This window comes from Pseudomonas knackmussii B13 (genome assembly GCF_000689415.1).
Lineage (GTDB): Bacteria > Pseudomonadota > Gammaproteobacteria > Pseudomonadales > Pseudomonadaceae > Pseudomonas > Pseudomonas knackmussii.
The window spans coordinates 2,007,062-2,026,261 of record NZ_HG322950.1 but is presented as its reverse complement, the minus strand read 5'-3'; the positions used below and the strand labels follow the sequence as shown (position 1 = coordinate 2,026,261).

Here is a 19,200-nt window from a genome sequence, read left to right as displayed (position 1 = left end):
TCCTCCAAGGCCCTCCGGCGTAAAACTTTGAAAACAGCTTCTGCCCGGAGGCTGCCGATGCCGTCGTAGGTCCGTGGATTACCGTCCACCATGCCTGACGAATGGATCGGAGGGGTCTCCTGGATACGCGTCCTCCGGGACCACTGATGAGGGAAATACTGTGCTTGAAGCCTACCGCAAACACGTAGAAGAGCGTGCCGCCCAGGGCGTCGTGCCCCAGCCGCTGAACGCCGAGCAGACCGCAGGTCTGGTCGAACTCCTGAAGAACCCGCCGGCCGGCGAAGAAGAATTCCTCCTCGACCTGATCACCAACCGCGTCCCGCCGGGTGTTGACGAGGCCGCATACGTCAAGGCCGGTTTCCTCTCCGCCATCGTCAAGGGCGAAGCCACTTCCCCGCTGATCAGCAAGGTCCGCGCCACCGAGCTGCTGGGCACCATGCAGGGCGGCTACAACATCGCCACCCTGGTCGAGCTGCTGGACAACGCCGAACTGGCTGAAGTCGCTGCCGAACAGCTGAAGCACACCCTGCTGATGTTCGACGCCTTCCACGACGTTTCCGAACGCGCCAAGAAGGGTAACGCCGCGGCCAAGGCCGTGCTGCAGTCCTGGGCCGAAGGCGAGTGGTTCAAGGCCAAGCCGGCCGTCGCCGAGAAAATCACCCTGACCGTGTTCAAGGTGCCCGGCGAAACCAACACCGACGACCTGTCCCCGGCTCCGGACGCCTGGTCCCGCCCGGACATCCCGCTGCATGCCCTGGCCATGCTGAAAATGGCTCGCGACGGCATCGAGCCGGTACAGCCGGGCTCCGTTGGCCCGCTGAAGCAGATCGAAGCGGTCAAGGCCAAAGGCTTCCCGGTCGCCTACGTCGGTGACGTGGTCGGCACCGGTTCGTCCCGCAAGTCCGCCACCAACTCGGTGCTGTGGTTCTTCGGCGACGACATCCCCTACGTTCCGAACAAGCGCGCTGGCGGCTTCTGCTTCGGCACCAAGATCGCCCCGATCTTCTACAACACCATGGAAGACGCCGGCGCCCTGCCGATCGAGTTCGACTGCACCAACCTGGCCATGGGCGACGTCATCGACGTGTACCCGTACGAGGGCAAGGTCGTGCGTCATGACAGCGGCGAAGTGGTCACCACCTTCGAGCTGAAGACCCCCGTGCTGCTGGACGAAGTCCGCGCCGGCGGCCGTATCCCGCTGATCGTCGGCCGTGGCCTGACCGAGAAAGCGCGCGCCGAACTGGGCCTGGCCCCATCCGACCTGTTCAAGAAGCCGGAAGCTCCGGCCGACAGCGGCAAGGGCTACACCCTGGCGCAGAAGATGGTCGGTCGCGCCTGCGGCCTGCCGGAAGGCAAGGGCGTGCGTCCGGGCACCTACTGCGAACCGAAGATGACCACCGTCGGTTCCCAGGACACTACCGGCCCGATGACCCGCGACGAGCTGAAAGACCTGGCTTGCCTGGGCTTCTCCGCTGACCTGGTGATGCAGTCCTTCTGCCACACCGCGGCCTATCCGAAGCCGATCGACGTCAAGACCCACCACACCCTGCCGGACTTCATCATGACCCGCGGTGGCGTGTCCCTGCGTCCGGGCGACGGCATCATCCACAGCTGGCTGAACCGCATGCTGCTGCCCGACACCGTCGGCACCGGCGGCGACTCGCACACCCGCTTCCCGATCGGCATCAGCTTCCCGGCCGGTTCCGGCCTGGTAGCCTTCGCCGCTGCCACCGGCGTCATGCCGCTGGACATGCCCGAATCGGTACTGGTTCGCTTCAAGGGCAAGCTGCAACCGGGCATCACCCTGCGTGACCTGGTCCACGCCATCCCCTACTACGCGATCCAGGCTGGCCTGCTGACCGTCGAGAAGAAAGGCAAGAAGAACATCTTCTCCGGCCGCATCCTCGAGATCGAAGGTCTGAACGACCTGACCGTCGAGCAAGCCTTCGAGCTGTCCGACGCCTCCGCCGAGCGTTCGGCTGCCGGTTGCACCATCAAGCTGCCGGAAGAGGCCATCGCCGAGTACCTGAAGTCGAACATCACCCTGCTGCGCTGGATGATCGGCGAAGGCTACGGTGACGCCCGCACCCTGGAGCGCCGCGCGCAAGCGATGGAAGCCTGGCTGGCCAACCCGCAACTGCTGGAAGCCGACAAGGACGCCGAGTACGCCGCGGTCATCGAGATCGACCTGGCCGACGTGAAAGAGCCGGTACTGTGCGCGCCGAACGATCCGGACGACGCCCGCCTGCTGTCCAGCGTCGAAGGTCGCAAGATCGACGAGGTGTTCATCGGTTCGTGCATGACCAACATCGGTCACTTCCGCGCTGCCGGTAAGCTGCTGGACAAGGTCAAGGGTGGCATTCCGACCCGTCTGTGGCTGGCTCCGCCGACCAAGATGGACGCCCACCAGCTGACCGAGGAAGGCTACTACGGCATCTACGGCAAGGCTGGCGCGCGCATGGAAATGCCGGGCTGCTCGCTGTGCATGGGTAACCAGGCTCGCGTCCAGACCGGTTCCACCGTCGTTTCGACCTCGACCCGTAACTTCCCGAACCGCCTGGGTGACTCGACCGATGTGTTCCTCGCATCGGCTGAGCTGGCCGCCGTCGCTTCGATCATCGGCAAGCTGCCGACCGTCGAGGAGTACATGGCCTACGCGAAAGATATCGACAGCATGTCTGCCGACATCTACCGCTACCTGAGCTTCGACCAGATCGCCGAGTTCCGCGAAGCCGCGGCCAACGCGAAGATCCCGGTCGTTCAGGCCTAAGCCTTCGGCACTGAGAAAGCCCCGCCCACGCGCGGGGCTTTTTCTTTTCCGGCGGTCGCGACTCGCGAGCAGGTTCCCCCTGCAATCGCCTTCGGACTTTCGGCCTAATACCTATTGGACATTGCGCGGCACCGGCCACTGGCTATCGTTGGACACAGGCCCTGCCAATATTCCTGACGGAGCCCGTGCTAGTTGTGTCTTGTGTGTTGCTCCCTTCCCTTTAGCCCCGCCACGCGGGGCTTTTTCTTGCGCCTGCACAGTACTGGCACAGGCCTTGCTGCCATCGCCATAGAGGCGCTCCAACGGCGGATCGCTCATGACATCGGCGTCCCTTCGCCCGCACCGTCGTGCGCGAAGCGGCGCCTTTTTGCCTTGAGGTGAGCATGACCGACAGCACTACTTCCCTGCACCAACTGGCGTGGGTGGCGGGATCCGACGCACCAGAAAAGAGCGCCCTGAACCTCGGTTTCATGGCCCTGAGCGACGCCGCCTCGCTGATAGTCGCGGCAACCCAGGGCTTCGCCCAACCCTATGGCCTGACCCTCAACCTGCACCGCCAGAGCTCCTGGGCCGTGCTGCGCGATCGCCTGCTAAACGGCGAGTTGGATGCCGCGCACTGCCTGTACGGCCTGGTCTATGGCGTGCAGCTGGGTATCGGCGGCGGCACCACGGCGGATATGGCGGTACTCATGGGACTTTGCCAGAACGGCCAGGCAATCAACCTGTCCGCCGCCCTGCAGCGCGATGGCGTGACCAGCGCCGACGCACTTCGCCAACTGGTGCTGCAGCAAGGCGCACGCCTGACGCTCGCCCACACCTTCCCCACCGGCACCCATGCCTTGTGGCTCTACTACTGGCTGGCCAGCCTGGGCATTCATCCGCTGCGCGACGTCGCCACCCTGGTCGTACCACCGGCGCAGATGGTCGAGCACTTGCGCGCCGGGCGCATCGACGGCTTCTGCGCCGGCGGCCCCTGGGGCGCCCATGCCATCGACGAAGGCATGGGCTTCACCGTGGCCACCAGCCAGGCGATCTGGCCGGACCACCCGGAGAAGGTCCTCGCCGCCACCCGCGCGTTCGTCGAGGAATGCCCCAACGCCGCCCGCGCGTTGGTCATGAGCCTGCTCGATGCCAGCCGCTTCATCGAGGCCAGCGAAGAGAACCGTCGCAGCACCGCGCGCCTGATCAGCGGCGCCGACTATGTCGATGCACCGCTGGCAAGCATTGAGCCGCGCCTGCTCGGCTACTACCAGGACGGCCTCGGCCATGCCTGGAAAGACGCCCATGCCCTGCGTTTCCATGGCGACGGCGCGGCCAACCAGCCCTGGCTCTCCGACGGTCTCTGGTTCATGACCCAGTTCCGCCGCTGGGGCCTGCTGCGCGACGACCCGGACTACCTCGGCGTAGCCCGTCAGGTGCAGCAGCAGGCGCTGTACCGCGAGGCGGCGCAAGCGCTCGGCATCCCCGTGGCTACCGATGAAATGCGCAGCTCGACACTGCTCGACGGTCGCACCTGGGACGGCACCGACCCCGCCGGCTATGCCCGCGGTTTCGCACTGCACGCCATGGACAACGCCTGAGGAGGATGCCGGAAATGCTGAGAATCCTTCTGATCGACGACACCACGAGCAAGCTCGGGCGCCTGCGCACCGCGCTCGTCGAGGCCGGTTTCGAGGTGCTCGACGACGACGGCCTGGCCATCGACCTGCCCCGGCGCGTCGAAGCGCTGCACCCGGACGTGATCCTCATCGACAGCGAGTCGCCGGGACGCGACGTGCTCGAGCAGGTCGTGCTGGTCAGCCGCGACCAGCCGCGCCCGATCGTGCTCTTCACCGACGAACACGACCCTCAGGTGATGCGCCAGGCGATCCGTTCCGGCGTCAGCGCCTACATCGTCGAGGGCATCCACGCCGCACGCCTGCAGCCCATCCTCGATGTCGCCATGGCCCGCTTCGAGAGCGACCAGGCCCTGCGCGCGCAATTGCAGGCACGCGACCAGCAGTTGGCCGAGCGCAAGCGCATCGAGCTGGCCAAGGGGCTGCTGATGAAAATGAAAGGCTGCCCCGAGGAAGAGGCCTACACCCTGATGCGCCGCCAGGCCATGAGCCGCCAGCAGAAGCTGGTGCAGGTAGCCGAGCAGATCATTGCGATGCACGAGATGCTCGGCCACTGACGCGGCCAATCGCCAGCGGCGGCACCGGGCGATCAGTTCGCCAGCGCCGCTGCTGGCCCCCGCTCCAGACGCTCGCGACTATGCTCGCCCCCGCCTCGTGTCGCCACGGGGCGACACGCTTCCGCCGCCTAGCGGAAGCCCGCAGTGGGCGCACGTGGCCAGGTACCCGGGCGCCCATCCGTCAGAGCCGGCACGCCGGCCCCGAACGAGGCGCCCATGCTCGATCTCAGCACCTGGAATCTCAGCGTTCCCACCGATCCCAAGCCGACCGAAATCACCACCCAGCAAATAGCCGCCGGCTACAAGAGCATCTACTTCACCCGCACCAGCAGCCAGGTGAGCTTCTGGGTCCCGGTTACCGGCTCGCATACCTCCGACAGCGTCTACCCGCGCACCGAGCTGCGGGAAACACTCCCAGACGGTTCGATCTACAACTGGTTTTACCGATCCGCCGACAACGAACTGCGCGCCACCCCCTCGGTCGAGCAGGTGCCCTCGCAGAACAAGGTGGTGATCGGCCAGATCCACAGCAAGTCACCCTACAGCGGCGACGGCGAACCCTTGCTCAAGCTGCAATACCACTACATCCCCAGCCAGGGCAGCGGGCGCATCGAGGCGCTGATACGCAACCATCCAACGGACGACACCTCGGTCAACGTGCCCATCCTCGATGGCGTGACCCTGGGCCAGGCGCTGACCTACAGTCTGCGCGTCACCTCATCGGGCAACCTGGGCATCCGGGTGCAGAGCTCCGATGGCCGCGAGAAGTACTACGGCAAGACGCTCAGCACCACCTGGTCGAAGCAGCTGCTCTACTTCAAGGCCGGCGCCTACATCGCCGACAACTACGGACCGAGCACCGAAGGCGCGCGCGTGGTGTTCTACCACCTGAACCTCGCGCACCGCTGAAAGGAGTCCCCGCACGCGGGCCCTAAACCGTAGAATCGCCGCTTCGACTTCACCGACGCGATCAAGGTTGCCATGGCCCGCCTCACCCTCGAGTTTCCCGACGACTGCTTCTGCTACCAGACCCAGCTGACCGTGCGCGTCACCGACATCAACGGCGCCAACCACCTGGGCAACGACTCGATGATCTCGATGATTTCCGAGGCCCGCGCGCGCTTCCTGTTCGACTACGGCATCCGCGAGACCGGCATCATCGTCACCGACCTGGCCACCACCTACCGCGCCGAGGCGCACGCCCGCGACCACCTGCTGTTCGAGGTCGGGGTGATGGACTTCAACAAGTACGGCGGCGACATCATCTTCCGCATCACGCGCCCGGCCGACGGCACCCTGGTGGCCATGGCCAAGTCCGGCTTCGTGTTCTTCGACTACCAGGTCGGCAAGGTGATGCCGATCCCCGAGGCGTTCCGCGCCACCTTCCCGAACGTCAACTGGGTGAGCTGACGGGGCCAAGGTCGCCCCAAGGCGGAGCAGCAATCCTTCCCGCGCCCCATCCTGGTCCGCCCATGCTCCTTGCCTGCCTCCCAGGCCATTGATTCACCTCGAATTTCCATCCTTGGCCCGACCCTTGCTGAGCCAGGGACGCTGGTAGTCAACGGCGATTACCCGAATCACGACAAAGGCGTCGCGTCCACCTCCGCTCCGGCGGAAGGTGGCGCGGCGCCTTTTTCGTTCGCCCCGGCGCTGGGGCGGTTGGACGTATCCCGGCCACGGCCGGGGCCCCCTACCCGCGTTGACGAGGTGTTCAATGAACACGAGTTTCTGGAAAGCCGGCCATGCGCCGACCCTGTTCGCCGCCTTCCTCTATTTCGACCTGAGCTTCATGGTCTGGTACCTGCTCGGCCCGCTGGCCGTGCAGATCGCCACCGACCTGCAGCTCACTACCCAGCAGCGGGCACTGATGGTCGCAACGCCCATCCTCTCCGGCGCCGTGCTGCGCTTCCTGATGGGCCTGCTCGCCGATCGCTGGTCCCCCAAGAGCGCCGGGCTTTTCGGCCAGGTGATCGTCATCGCCTCCCTGGCCGGCGCCTGGATGCTGGGCATCCACAGCCTGCAACAAGCGTTGCTGCTCGGCGTGCTGCTCGGCATGGCTGGTGCCTCCTTCGCAGTCGCCCTGCCGCTGGCCTCGCAGTGGTATCCGCCGCAGCACCAGGGCAAGGCCATGGGCATTGCCGGCGCGGGTAACTCCGGCACCGTGTTCGCCGCCTTGTTCGCCCCCGCACTGGCCGTCGCCTTCGGCTGGCAGAACGTCTTCGGTTTCGCCCTGCTGCCATTGCTGGCGGCCTTCATGGTCTTTGCCCTGCTCGCCCGCAACGCCCCCGAGCGCCCGGCCCCGAAAGCCCTCGGCGACTACCTCAAGGCCCTCGGCGACCGCGACAGCTGGTGGTTCATGTTCTTCTACAGCGTGACCTTCGGCGGCTTCCTCGGCCTGGCCTCGACGCTGCCCGGGTACTTCCATGACCAGTACGGACTCGATCCGGTGAAGGCCGGCTACTACACCGCCGCCTGCGTATTCGCCGGCAGCCTGATGCGCCCGCTCGGCGGCGCGCTGGCCGACCGCATCGGCGGCATCCGCAGCCTGCTGGGCATGTACACGGTCGCCTCGATCTGCATCGCCGCCGTGGGCTTTCACCTGCCCAGCGCGGTAGCCGCACTGAGCCTGTTCGTCTTCGCCATGCTCAGCCTCGGGGCAGGCAACGGCGCTGTATTCCAACTGGTCCCGCAGCGCTTCCGCCACAGCATCGGTGTGATGACCGGGCTGATCGGCATGGCCGGCGGGATCGGCGGTTTCTGCCTGACCGCCGGCCTGGGCGCGATCAAGCAGGCCAGCGGCGACTACCAGCTCGGCCTCTGGCTGTTCGCCGCCCTCGGCGTGCTGGCCTGGTTCGGCCTCTACGGCGTCAAGCAGCGTTGGCGCACCACCTGGGGCAGCGCAGCCGTGACCGCTGCGCGGGTATAGCAACATTGTTTTCTGGGTTCCCGCATTCGCGGGAATAACGACCTCCCATGTCATCCCCGCGAACGCGGGGACCCAGCAGACAGCAATGGGCATGACAAGGCAAAAGGAGCCTTCATGAGCCTGCAACTGAGCATCGGCCAGGCCAGCGCCACCGGCCCGCGCAAGGAAAACCAGGACGCCCTGCGGGTGGTCACGCCCCCCGCCGACCTGGCCGCCAGCAAGGGCCATCTGCTGGCCCTGGCCGACGGCGTCAGCCAGTGCGCGGATGGAGGACTGGCGGCACGCGTGACCCTGCAGGCGCTGGCCAGCGACTACTACGCCACCCCGGAAACCTGGGCCGTCGCCCAGGCCCTGGATCGCCTGCTGCTGTCGCAGAACCGCTGGCTGCAGGCCAACGGCGGCGGCCAGCCGCTGCTGACCACGCTGACCGCATGCTGACCACGCTGACCGCACTGGTGCTGCGCGGCCGTCGCTTCACCCTGGCGCATGTCGGCGACTGCCGCCTGTACCGCTGGCGCGCAGATTCGCTCGAATGCCTGACCGAGGACCATGTCTGGGAGCAACCGGGCATGCAACACGTGCTCAAGCGCGCCCTTGGTCTCGATCAACACCTGGTGGTCGATTACCGCGATGGCGAGCTTGAGGCGGGTGATCGCCTCCTGCTGGTCAGCGACGGCGTCTGGGCGACCCTGGGCGATGACGGTATACGCCGCATCCTGAATGATGCCGACGAGCCAACCGAAGCGGCCGAGGCGCTGGTCAGGGCCGCACACCTTGCCGGCAGCCAGGACAACGCCAGCGCCCTGCTGGTGCGCATCGACACCTTGCCGCCGAGCGGCCTCGGCGACACCCTGGCACAACTGGACGCCTGGCCGCTGCCGCCGGAACTGCGCGATGGCCAGGCATTCGAGGGCTGGCAGGTGCAGGGGCGACTGAGCCAGTCGCGGCAATCGCTGATCTACCGCGTGCACGACAGCCAACAGCGTCCGTGGCTGCTCAAGACGCTGCCCGAGTACCTGCACGACGATCCGCAAGCCAACCAGGCGCTGCTGCTGGAAGAGTGGTTCCTGCGCCGCGTGCAGGGGCGCCACTTCCCCGAGCTGCACGGCCTGCCGCAACGCCAGCACCTGTACTACGTGATGCGCGAGTACCCCGGCCAGACGCTCGCCGAGCGCCTGCGTGCGGGTGCACTCGGGCTGGCCGAATGGCTGGAGTTGGCGCCGCGGCTGCTGCGCGCGCTGGGCCAGTTGCATCGGCGCAACATCCTGCACCGCGACATCAAGCCGGAGAACCTTCACCTGGGCGAAGACGGCGAACTGCGCCTGCTGGATTTCGGCCTCGCGTATTGCCCGGGACTCTCCCTCGACGAGGCGCACCAATTGCCGGGCACGCCGTCGTACCTCGCGCCGGAAGCCTTCGAGGGCGCCACACCGGACGTACGCCAGGACCTCTACGCCACCGGCGTGTCGCTCTACCAGCTGCTCTGCGAACACTATCCCTATGGAGAAGTGGAAGCCTTCCAGCGCCCCCGCTTCGGTAATCCGACGCCAGCCAGCCGCTACCGCCCGGACCTGCCGGTCTGGCTCGACGCCTGGCTGCTGCGCGCGGTTGCCAGTGACCCGGCACAGCGCTTCGAGACCGCCGAGGAGGCCCTGCTCGCCCTGGAGCAAGGCGAACGCCAGGCCGGGCAGACTGCACGCCCCCGCCCTTTGCTGGAGCGCGCCCCACTGCGTACCTGGCGCGCCATCGCACTGCTTTCGCTAGTCCTCAACCTGTTGCTGATCGTCGCCCTGCTGCGCGGCTGAAAGCGCACCAGTTCGAGTCCCGCACGCTTCATCACAGTGCAGAAATATCGGCAAAGCCGCCGATAGCGCCCGCAAAGCCCCGAAAAATCGGCACTCGGCAAGACTGGCACGGCACCTGCAATAACCCCATCAACAATTTACAAAAGCGCGCGCCTCAACGACGAGGAGCGCACTTCCCGATCGATCGGGACTTGGACAAAGGGGGGCCCCCCCGGCAACCGGCGGGACGCCTTTTTTGTTTTCCGCGATTCCTGGAGCCCCTCGCATGAAGAAGCTCAAGCTCGTCCTGATCGGCAACGGCATGGCCGGTATCCGCACCCTGGAAGAATTGCTGAAGATCGCCCCGGACCTCTACGACATCACCGTGTTCGGCGCCGAGCCCCACCCCAACTACAACCGCATCCTGCTCTCCCCCGTGCTGGCCGGCGAACAGACCTTCGAGGACATCGTCCTCAACGACCTGAACTGGTACAGCGAGAACGGCATCCGCCTGTTGCTCGACCGCAAGGTGGTGAAGATCGACCGCCACAAGCGCAAGGTCTTCGCCGCCGACGGCACCGAGGCCGAGTACGATCGCCTGGTGATCGCCACCGGTTCCAACCCCTTCATCCTGCCGGTGCCGGGCAATCGCCTGCAGGGCGTGATCGGCTACCGCGACATCGCCGACACCCAGCAGATGATCGAAACCGCCAAGAGCCATAGCCACGCGGTGGTGATCGGCGGCGGCCTGCTCGGCCTGGAAGCGGCCAACGGCCTCAAGCAGCGCGGCATGGACGTCACCGTCGTGCACCTCTCCGACTGGCTGTTGGAACGCCAGCTGGACCGCACCGCCGGCAAGCTCCTTCAGTCCGCTCTGGAAGCGCGCGGCATCCACTTCCGCCTGAACACCGTCACCGACGAGCTGATGGACAACGGCGACGGCCGCGTCTGCGCCGTGCAGTTCAAGGATGGCGACGTGGTTGCCGCCGACCTGGTGGTGATGGCAGCCGGTATCCGCCCCAACACCGAGCTCGCCGAGAGCGCCGGGATCCCCTGCAATCGCGGCATCCTGGTCAACGACACCCTGCAGACCTTCGACCCGCGCATCTACGCCATCGGCGAATGCGCCAGCCACCGCGGCATCGCCTACGGCCTGGTAGCGCCGCTGTTCGAGCAGGCCAAGGTCTGCGCCAACCACCTCGCCCAGTTCGGCTTCGCCAGCTACAAGGGCTCGGTGGTCTCGACCAAGCTCAAGGTCACCGGCATCGACCTGTTCTCCGCCGGCGACTTCATGGGCAGCGAAGGCACCGAGACCATCACCCTCTCCGACCCCATCGGCGGGGTCTACAAGAAGTTGGTGATCAAGGACGACGTACTGGTCGGCGCCTGCCTCTATGGCGACACCGCGGACGGCGGCTGGTACTTCCGGCAGATCCGCGAGAACCACAACGTCGCGCAGATCCGCGACCACCTGATGTTCGGCGAAAGCAGCCTGGGCGACGTCGGCCACCAGGGCCAGAACAGCGCCGCAAGCATGCCCGACAGCGCCGAAGTGTGCGGCTGCAACGGCGTGTGCAAGGGCACCATCGTCAAGGCCATCCAGGAGAACGGCCTGTTCAGCGTCGACGAGGTGAAGAAGCACACCAAGGCGGCGAGCAGCTGCGGCTCTTGCGCCGGATTGGTGGAACAGATCCTGATCAGCACCGTGGGCGGCGCAGCAGACGTCAAGCCCAAGAGCGAGAAGGCCATCTGCGGCTGCAGCGACCTCAACCACGGGCAGATCCGCAAGGCGATCCGCGACCACCACCTGACCTCGATGGCCGAGGCCATGGGCTTCATGGACTGGCGCACACCCAACGGCTGCGCCACCTGCCGTCCGGCGCTGAACTACTACCTGATCTCCACCTGGCCGGGCGAGGCGACGGACGATCCGCAGTCGCGCCTGATCAATGAGCGTGCCCACGCCAACATCCAGAAGGACGGCACCTATTCGGTCGTCCCGCGCATGTGGGGCGGCGTTACCAATCCGTCCGAACTGCGGCGCATCGCCGATGTGGCCGACAAGTACAACGTGCCGATGGTGAAAGTCACCGGCGGCCAGCGCATCGACCTGCTGGGCGTGAAGAAGGAAGACCTGCCGGCGATCTGGAAGGACCTCGACATGCCCTCCGGGCACGCCTACGGCAAGTCCATCCGCACCGTGAAGACCTGCGTGGGCAGCGAGTTCTGCCGCTTCGGCACGCAGAACTCGACGCAGCTGGGCATCGACCTGGAGCACGACCTGTTCAACATGTGGTCGCCGCACAAGGTCAAGCTCGCCGTCTCCGGCTGCCCGCGCAACTGCGCCGAAGCCGGCATCAAGGACATCGGCATCATCGGCGTCGACTCCGGCTGGGAGCTCTACATCGGCGGCAATGGTGGCATCAAGACCGAGGTCGCGGAGTTCTTCGTCAAGCTCAAGACCTCCGATGAGGTCCGCGAATACAGCGGCGCCTTCCTCCAACTCTACCGCGAGGAAGCCTTCTACCTCGAACGCACCGTGCACTACCTGCAACGCGTCGGCATGGAGCACATCAAGAAGGCCGTGCTGGAAGACGCGGAGAACCGCCAGGCGCTCAACGCCCGCCTGCAGTTCGCCCTCTCGCTGGAACAGGACCCTTGGCAGCAGCGCATCGAACAGCCGCAGCTGAAGAAGGAATTCGAACGTATTGCGCTCACCCAACTGGAACCGGCCTGAGGAGAACCGCATGAACTGGCAAGACATCTGCGCCCTGGAAGACATCAACCCGCTGGGCTCGCGCGTGATCGCAGGCCCCCACGGCGACATCGCCCTGTTCCGCACCGCCGACGACGAAGTCTTCGCCCTCGACGACCGCTGCCCGCACAAGGGCGGGCCGTTGTCCCAGGGGCTGATCTTCGGCAAGCGCGTGGCCTGCCCGCTGCACAACTGGCAGATCGAACTGGACAGCGGCAACGCCGTGGCGCCGGACGTCGGCTGCGCCCATCGGCATCCGGCGAAGGTCGAGAACGGCCGCGTGCTGCTGGCCCTGAAAGACCTGGCCGCCTGCGCCTGACATCCACCGCCAAACGGGAGAACGCCATGAGCCAACGCCAAGTCACCGCCAGCACCTGCTGCTACTGCGGCGTCGGTTGCGGCGTGCTGATCGAGCACGACGGCGAGCGCATCCTCGGCGTGCAGGGCGACCCGCAGCACCCGGCCAACCTCGGCCGGCTGTGCAGCAAGGGCTCGAGCCTGCACCTCACCGGAGACCGCTCGGCCCGAGCGCTCTACCCCGAGCTGCGCCTGGGCAAAAGCCTGGCCCGCAGCCGGGTCGACTGGGACAGCGCGCTGGACCACGCCGCCGGGGTGTTCGCCGAGACGATCCGCGAGCACGGCCCGGACAGCGTGGCCTTTTACGTATCCGGGCAACTGCTGACCGAGGACTACTACGCCTTCAACAAGCTCGCCCGCGCCCTGGTCGGCAGCAACAACATCGACAGCAACTCGCGGCTTTGCATGTCCTCGGCTGTGGTCGGCTACAAGCGCAGCCTCGGTGCCGACGCCCCGCCCTGCTGCTACGAGGACCTGGAACAGAGCGACTGCGTGCTGATCGCCGGCAGCAACATGGCCTACGCCCACCCAGTACTGTTCCGCCGCCTGGAGGCGGCCAAAGCTGCGCGCCCGCAGATGAAGGTGATCGTCATCGACCCGCGGCGCACCGACACCTGCGAGCTGGCCGACCTGCACCTGGCGATCCAGCCGGGCACCGACGTCGCGCTGTTCCACGGCATCCTCCACCTGCTGCTCTGGGAAGGCCGGGTCGACCGCGCCTACATCGAGGCGCACACCCAGGGCTTCGACGACCTCAAGGCCCTGGTGCGCGACTACGGCCCGCTGGCGGTGGCGGAAATCTGCGGCATCGCCGTGGAAGACCTGCAGCGCTGCGCGGAATGGATCGGCCGCGCGCCCTCTTTCCTGTCGCTGTGGTGCATGGGCCTGAACCAATCCACTGCCGGCAGCGCCAAGAACAGCGCGCTGATCAACCTGCACCTGGCCACCGGGCAAATTGGCCGGCCGGGCGCCGGGCCCTTCTCCCTCACCGGCCAACCCAACGCCATGGGCGGCCGCGAGACCGGCAGCCTGGCCAACCTGCTGCCCGGCCATCGCGATGCCGGCGATGCCGCGCATCGTGCCGAAGTCGCAAGCCACTGGGGAGTCGATTCGCTACCAGATGCGCCCGGGCTGACCGCCATCGAACTGTTCGAGGCTGTGCGTGACGGACGCATCAAGGCACTGTGGATAGCCTGCACCAATCCCGCGCAATCGCTGCCAGATCAGCACAAGGTCCGCGAGGCGCTCGAAGCCTGCCCCTTCGTGGTCGTGCAGGAAGCCTTCGCCACCAGCGAGACCTGCCGCTACGCCGACCTGCTGCTGCCGGCCGCCAGCTGGGGCGAGAAGGAAGGCACGGTGACCAACTCCGAGCGCCGTGTCAGCCATGTGCGCCGCGCCGTACCGGCACCGGGCGAGGCACGCGCGGACTGGGCCATCGCCTGCGATTTCGCCCGGCGCCTGGAGTGCCAACTGCGCCCCGGTCAGCCAAGCCTGTTCGATTTCGCCAGCCCTGAGGCACTGTTCAACGAATACCGCCCGCTGACCGAAGGCCGCGACCTCGACATGGGCGGCATCAGCTACGCCCTGCTGGATGCGCGCGGACCGCAGCAGTGGCCGCTGCCCGCCGGCTTCGAGCACGGGCTGAAGCGTCTTTATGGCGACGGCAACTTCGCCACCGCCAACGGCCGTGCGCGCTTCATCGCCGAGGCCTACCGCGCCCCGCGCGAACGCCGCGAAGCGCGCTACCCGCTGATCCTCAACACCGGCCGCCTGCGTGACCAGTGGCACGGCATGACGCGCACCGGCACCGCCGCCAGCGCCTTCGGCCATGTCGAGGAAGCCCGCCTCAGCCTGCATCCCGCCGAACTGCGCCGGCGGCGCCTGGTGGACGGCCAACTGGTGCGCCTGAGCAGCCGCCGCGGCAGCCTGGTGCTGCCGGTACAGGCCGATGACGGGCTGCTGCCCGGCCAGGCCTTCCTGCCGATGCACTGGGGCGAACGCTTCCTCAAGGGGCTGGGCGTGAACGCCCTGACCTTGCCGGCCTTCGACCCGCTGTCGCGGCAACCCGAACTCAAGCACACCGCCGTGGAAGTCGTCGCGGTGGACCTGCCCTGGCAGTTCTATGCCCTGGTCGAAGGCGATGTTCAGCAACGGTTCGAGGCACTGCGCCCGCTGTTCGACAGCCTCGACTATGCCGGCTTCTGCCTGGTCGGTCGCGAGCGCCCTGCCCTGCAGATTCGCGCCGCGCACAGCGGCAATCCGGACTCGAACTGGTTGCAGCAGGTGGACGCGTTGCTCGATCTGAGCGAGGGAATGGTGCTGGCCTACGACGATCCCCGGCGCGTACAGGGCAAGCGCGTGCGCCTGGACGGCGGGCGCATCAGCGGCCTGCGTCTGGCGGGCAGCGGCATCGCCAGCGATTGGCTCAAGGCGCTCTGGCAATCCGGCGAAGCCGACACCGACTTGCGTCGCAAGCTGCTCGCACCGCCCGGCGCGCAACCCGCCGCCGCTGCCGACAAGACCCTGTGCAACTGCATGAATGTCAGCCACAGCCGCGTTTGCGCGGGCATCGCCCAGGGCCTGGACCTGGACGCTCTCAAGCGCGAACTGGGCTGCGGCACCCAATGTGGTTCCTGTGTTCCCGAGATCAAGCGACTGCTGGCCAGCGCGGCCGGCAGCCTCGCCGTACACGCCTGAGGAGAGAAGCCATGAGCGGAAAAGTCTGGTTGGTCGGCGCCGGTCCGGGTGATCCGGAGCTGCTGACCCTGAAAGCGGCCAAGGCATTGGCGCAGGCGGAAGTCGTACTGATCGACGACCTGGTCAACCCGCAGGTGCTGGAACATTGCCCGGCTGCGCGCGTGATGCGGGTCGGCAAGCGTGGCGGCTGCCGTTCCACGCCGCAGGACTTCATCCAGCGCCTGATGCTGCGCTATGCGCGCCAAGGGCGACGTGTGGTGCGCCTGAAGGGAGGCGATCCGTGCATCTTCGGCCGTGGCGGCGAGGAAGCCGCCTGGCTGGAGGCCAGAGGTGTCTGCTGCGAACTGGTCAATGGCATCACCTCGGGGCTGGCAGCGGCCACGAACTGCGGCATTCCGCTCACGCTTCGCGGCATCAGCCGTGGCGTGACCCTCGTGACAGCGCACACCCAGGACGACAGCGAGCCCAACTGGTCAGCACTGGCGCAAAGCGGCACGACGCTGGTGGTCTACATGGGCGTGGCGCGCTTGGGCGAAGTCCGCGACGGGTTGCTTGCAGGCGGAATGCGTGCCGGGATGCCGGTCGCGCTGATCGAGAACGCCTCGCTGCCCCAACAACGCGAGTGCCGCAGCAGCCTGGCGCGAATGCAGGCCGACGCCCTGGCCTTCGGCCTGCGCAGCCCGGCCATCCTGGTGATCGGCGAAGTCGCGGCAAGCACCGCGCTGGAGCTGGCCCGCAGCGCCTGAGAATTTTTCTGCAGGCAAAGAAAAACCCGGCCGAGGCCGGGTTTTTCTCAAAGCTCAGGCCAATTACTGCTGTTTGGCTTGGGCTTCTACTTGGGCTTCTACGCGGCGGTTAACAGCACGGCCTTCGGCAGTGTTGTTATCAGCAACCGGACGGCTCTCGCCGTAGCCAACTGCGTTCACGCGGCCGCCTTCCACACCGTAGGTGTTGACCAGAACGTCGCGAACGGCGTTAGCACGCTTCTCGGACAGTTTCTGGTTGTAGGCGTCGGTGCCGACGGAGTCGGTGTGGCCTTCAACGGTGGTGGAGGTGGACGGGTACTGCTTCATGAAGTCAGCCAGGTTCTTGATGTCGGCGTAGCTGTTCTCTTTGACCTTGGCTTTGTCGAAGTCGAACTTCACGTCCAGCTGAACACGTACGACTTCGGCAACAGCCGGGCAGCCGTTGGCGTCAACGGTAACGTTGGCCGGGGTGTTCGGGCACTTGTCGACGTTGTCGCAGACGCCGTCGTGGTCCGCATCGGAGCAGACTTCAGCAACCGGCTCAGGAGCCGGGGCCGGCTTGGAGCCGCCGCCGAAGTTCATGCCGACGCCAACGCCAGCCATCCACTCGCCCTGGTGACCGTTGTCACGCTGCTCCAGGCCATACTGGCCGTCGAGGCTGGCTTTGGCGTAGAAGTTGTCGGTGAAGTAGTACTTCAGACCGGCGCCGATGTTGGCCATGGTCAGGTTCTGACGGCTGCCGTTGGCGTCGTGGATGTTGGTCAGGCTCTGGTGACCGATACCAGCGGACACGTACGGACGCAGGCCGACACCCGGGGTGCCGAAGTGGTAGATGGCGTCCAGGGAGGACAGGTTGCCATGTACCTTCTTGTTACCGGTCTCGTAGGTGCCACGAATGTCGTGGTACTCGCCGTAGGACAGCGCCAGCTCGACGTCGTCGGTCAGGAAGTAGCCAACCGAACCGCCGTACAGGTCGCCGTTCTTCATGTCACGGGTGCTGTCGGTGAAGTAACGCTTGCCGAACGCCTCTACCTCGACCGAGTTCTGGCCTTGAGCGAGAGCGTTGGCCGCGGAGGCGGCGATCAAGGAGCCGATAACGACGCCCAGAGTGTTCTTCAGTTTCATCCGTTAAATCCCCATCTTGGTGGTCAGTAAGCTGCAAGCCATCGACAAAAATCAGGACAAGCAACTTGCGCGCAAGTTTATCAGAACTCGCGAATTAGAGAGACAACATTTACCCAACTATGTTTCGGATACGCCCGAAAACTTTTCCCGAAGGCGGTCGAGTGCACGCTTGTAGCGCATTTTCGTCGCGCTCAAGCCCATGTGCATGATGTCGGCGATCTCCTGGAATTCCAGCTCTGCGACAAAACGTAGCACCAGGATTTCCCGATCAATGGGATTGACATGCACAAGCCAGCGGTCGAGCCCCCCCTTTTCTTCAACTTTGGGGGCCTTCTCCTCGGAGGCTTCCTCGATCGGATCGAGACTCAGCGCATCGAGCAGACGACGCTTTCGCCGCTCTTTGCGGTACTGGGTAATACATTCGTTGTATGTGATGCTGTAAAGCCAAGTTTTGAACTTGGACTTACCCTCGAAGTTCTTCAAACCATACAAGACCTTCAACATCACTTCTTGACAGACATCATCCGCATCCCGGTCATTGCCCAGATATCGGGCACAGACGTTGAACAGCGTGCGCTGGTAGCGGCGCATCAGCTCCTCGTACGCACGGGTCACGTGGAACAGCTCGTCATGAGCACGCTCCACCAGCTCCTCGTCGGTGAGCTGGCGCGGGTCATAGCGCTGGGACAGTGGTTGCGGCTTGTTCAAGTCGGATCGGGCCAGGTCAAGTCGGTAGCCGACGCGGCTTCGCGGAAGCGGCGTCGGCGCGGATCAGGGTCAGTTCAGCGACTGGTCACGCGACTATCGAGGAGCACGCGGTTGGCAATGGACACCAGTTCGCCCTCCTCGGTCATCAGAATAGTCTTGATGGTCCCGATTTCTTCGATGATGCCTTCGACATCCTCGACTTTCACCTGCTGTCCGACCTGATACAGCTCACGTACGTAGATGCCGGCGATGATCTGCCCGGCGATGTCCCGGCTACCGAGACCCAGCGCCAGCGCGGCGGCCAGGCCGACGGTGATCAGCACGATGGCGATGATGTAGTTGAGCAGATCGGTCTTCACCTCGAGCTGGCCGATGGCCACCGAGATGCTGATGATGATGACCAGCCACTGGGCCAGACGACCCAGGCCGTTGGAGTACTCCAGACCGACGCCATCGGCGGCGCCGCGCACCAGGCCATTCACCAGTTGCGCCAGGAGCACGCCGACGATCAGTACCAGAGCCGCGCCGAACACTTTCGGCAGGTACAGCGCGAGCATGTCGAGGGTCGCCGAGACCCGCTGCAGGCCCAGGGATTCGGCAGCGGAAACCAGGAACACCAGCAGCACGAACCAGTAGACGATCTTGCCCACCAGGGTCGAGACCGGCACCTGGACGCCGGCGCGCGACAGCAGCTTGGTCAGGCCGGTGCCGGCCATGAGGCGATCCAGGCCGAGCTTGGCCAGCAGTTTGGACAGCAGCGCGTCCAGCAGCTTGGCGACGATGAAGCCAAGCAGCACCACGACCAGGGCGCCGAGCAGGTTCGGAATGAACCCAGCAAGCTTGCCCCAGAGGGTGTTCATGGCCGTCAGCAGGCTTTGCGTCCAGATATCGAATTGCATCTTCAATCAGCCTTGTCAGCAGAAGGAGCGGAATGACGGGGACGGCGGGAAACCGGTGCGACGTGTGCGGCGCCACGGCTGACGCCGATGCTCAGGGCCTGCAACCAGTGGCCCATGAGGCTGAACAGGTCGCCGGCGCCCACCTGGCGGTTGGCAGTCTTCAGCACGCGACCCAGGCGCAGATCGTCGTCCGGCTGTTCCGCCGGCATGCGCAGCAGGTCGCGCAGGGATTCCTCGAATGGGTCGTGCATGGCACACCT

General features: G+C 65.8%; 14 protein-coding genes and 1 pseudogene. 11 read left to right on the top strand and 4 right to left on the bottom strand.

Annotated elements, in window-relative coordinates; all coding sequences use genetic code 11:
* Positions 1-160 precede the first annotated feature (160 nt).
* From acnB to cobA, 11 genes and pseudogenes are all read left to right on the top strand, one after another.
* A complete protein-coding gene (gene acnB, locus PKB_RS09705; RefSeq protein ID WP_043251208.1) occupies positions 161-2,770 on the top strand; it encodes a bifunctional aconitate hydratase 2/2-methylisocitrate dehydratase in 2,610 nt (869 codons plus the stop codon).
* A 383-nt stretch (positions 2,771-3,153) separates the two neighbouring features.
* A complete protein-coding gene (locus PKB_RS09700; RefSeq protein WP_043251206.1) occupies positions 3,154-4,350 on the top strand; it encodes a CmpA/NrtA family ABC transporter substrate-binding protein in 1,197 nt (398 codons plus the stop codon).
* Between the two features lie 14 nt (positions 4,351-4,364).
* Complete coding sequence (locus tag PKB_RS09695; protein WP_043251204.1) at positions 4,365-4,943, top strand: ANTAR domain-containing response regulator; 579 nt, start codon at positions 4,365-4,367, stop codon at positions 4,941-4,943.
* A 216-nt stretch (positions 4,944-5,159) separates the two neighbouring features.
* Positions 5,160-5,852 carry a polysaccharide lyase family 7 protein gene (locus tag PKB_RS09690; RefSeq protein ID WP_043251201.1) on the top strand — a complete coding sequence of 231 codons (693 nt, stop codon included), beginning with the start codon at positions 5,160-5,162 and terminating at the stop codon, positions 5,850-5,852.
* A gap of 72 nt (positions 5,853-5,924) precedes the next feature.
* Positions 5,925-6,353: a thioesterase family protein gene (locus tag PKB_RS09685; protein WP_043251199.1), complete on the top strand. Its 429-nt coding sequence runs from the start codon at positions 5,925-5,927 to the stop codon at positions 6,351-6,353.
* 304 nt (positions 6,354-6,657) lie between these two features.
* Positions 6,658-7,869 (top strand): nitrate/nitrite transporter, encoded by a 1,212-nt coding sequence (locus PKB_RS09680; protein ID WP_043251197.1) that lies wholly within the window; start codon positions 6,658-6,660, stop codon positions 7,867-7,869.
* 186 nt (positions 7,870-8,055) lie between these two features.
* Positions 8,056-9,674 (top strand): annotated as a pseudogene (locus tag PKB_RS09675) (bifunctional protein-serine/threonine kinase/phosphatase).
* A gap of 265 nt (positions 9,675-9,939) precedes the next feature.
* Positions 9,940-12,390, top strand: a complete 2,451-nt coding sequence (gene nirB / locus PKB_RS09670) for a nitrite reductase large subunit NirB (RefSeq protein ID WP_043251195.1) — start codon at positions 9,940-9,942, stop codon at positions 12,388-12,390.
* Positions 12,391-12,400: 10 nt separating this feature from the next.
* Complete coding sequence (nirD, locus tag PKB_RS09665; protein WP_043251192.1) at positions 12,401-12,727, top strand: nitrite reductase small subunit NirD; 327 nt, start codon at positions 12,401-12,403, stop codon at positions 12,725-12,727.
* A 26-nt stretch (positions 12,728-12,753) separates the two neighbouring features.
* Positions 12,754-15,462 (top strand): nitrate reductase, encoded by a 2,709-nt coding sequence (locus PKB_RS09660; protein ID WP_043251189.1) that lies wholly within the window; start codon positions 12,754-12,756, stop codon positions 15,460-15,462.
* A gap of 11 nt (positions 15,463-15,473) precedes the next feature.
* Positions 15,474-16,208 carry a uroporphyrinogen-III C-methyltransferase gene (gene cobA / locus PKB_RS09655; RefSeq protein ID WP_043251186.1) on the top strand — a complete coding sequence of 245 codons (735 nt, stop codon included), beginning with the start codon at positions 15,474-15,476 and terminating at the stop codon, positions 16,206-16,208.
* A 63-nt stretch (positions 16,209-16,271) separates the two neighbouring features.
* Here the strand turns inward: cobA and PKB_RS09650 are convergent, their stop codons facing one another.
* The 4 genes from PKB_RS09650 to PKB_RS09635 form a co-directional block, all read right to left on the bottom strand.
* The gene (locus tag PKB_RS09650) at positions 16,272-17,333 is read right to left on the bottom strand and encodes an OmpA family protein (RefSeq protein WP_043251184.1); all 1,062 of its coding nucleotides are present in this window, start codon (positions 17,331-17,333) and stop codon (positions 16,272-16,274) included.
* 117 nt (positions 17,334-17,450) lie between these two features.
* A complete protein-coding gene (gene sigX, locus PKB_RS09645) occupies positions 17,451-18,041 on the bottom strand; it encodes an RNA polymerase sigma factor SigX (RefSeq protein WP_043251181.1) in 591 nt (196 codons plus the stop codon).
* A 74-nt stretch (positions 18,042-18,115) separates the two neighbouring features.
* Complete coding sequence (locus PKB_RS09640; RefSeq protein WP_043251179.1) at positions 18,116-18,940, bottom strand: mechanosensitive ion channel family protein; 825 nt, start codon at positions 18,938-18,940, stop codon at positions 18,116-18,118.
* Positions 18,941-18,942: 2 nt separating this feature from the next.
* A complete protein-coding gene (locus PKB_RS09635; protein WP_043251176.1) occupies positions 18,943-19,191 on the bottom strand; it encodes a hypothetical protein in 249 nt (82 codons plus the stop codon).
* Positions 19,192-19,200 lie beyond the last annotated feature (9 nt).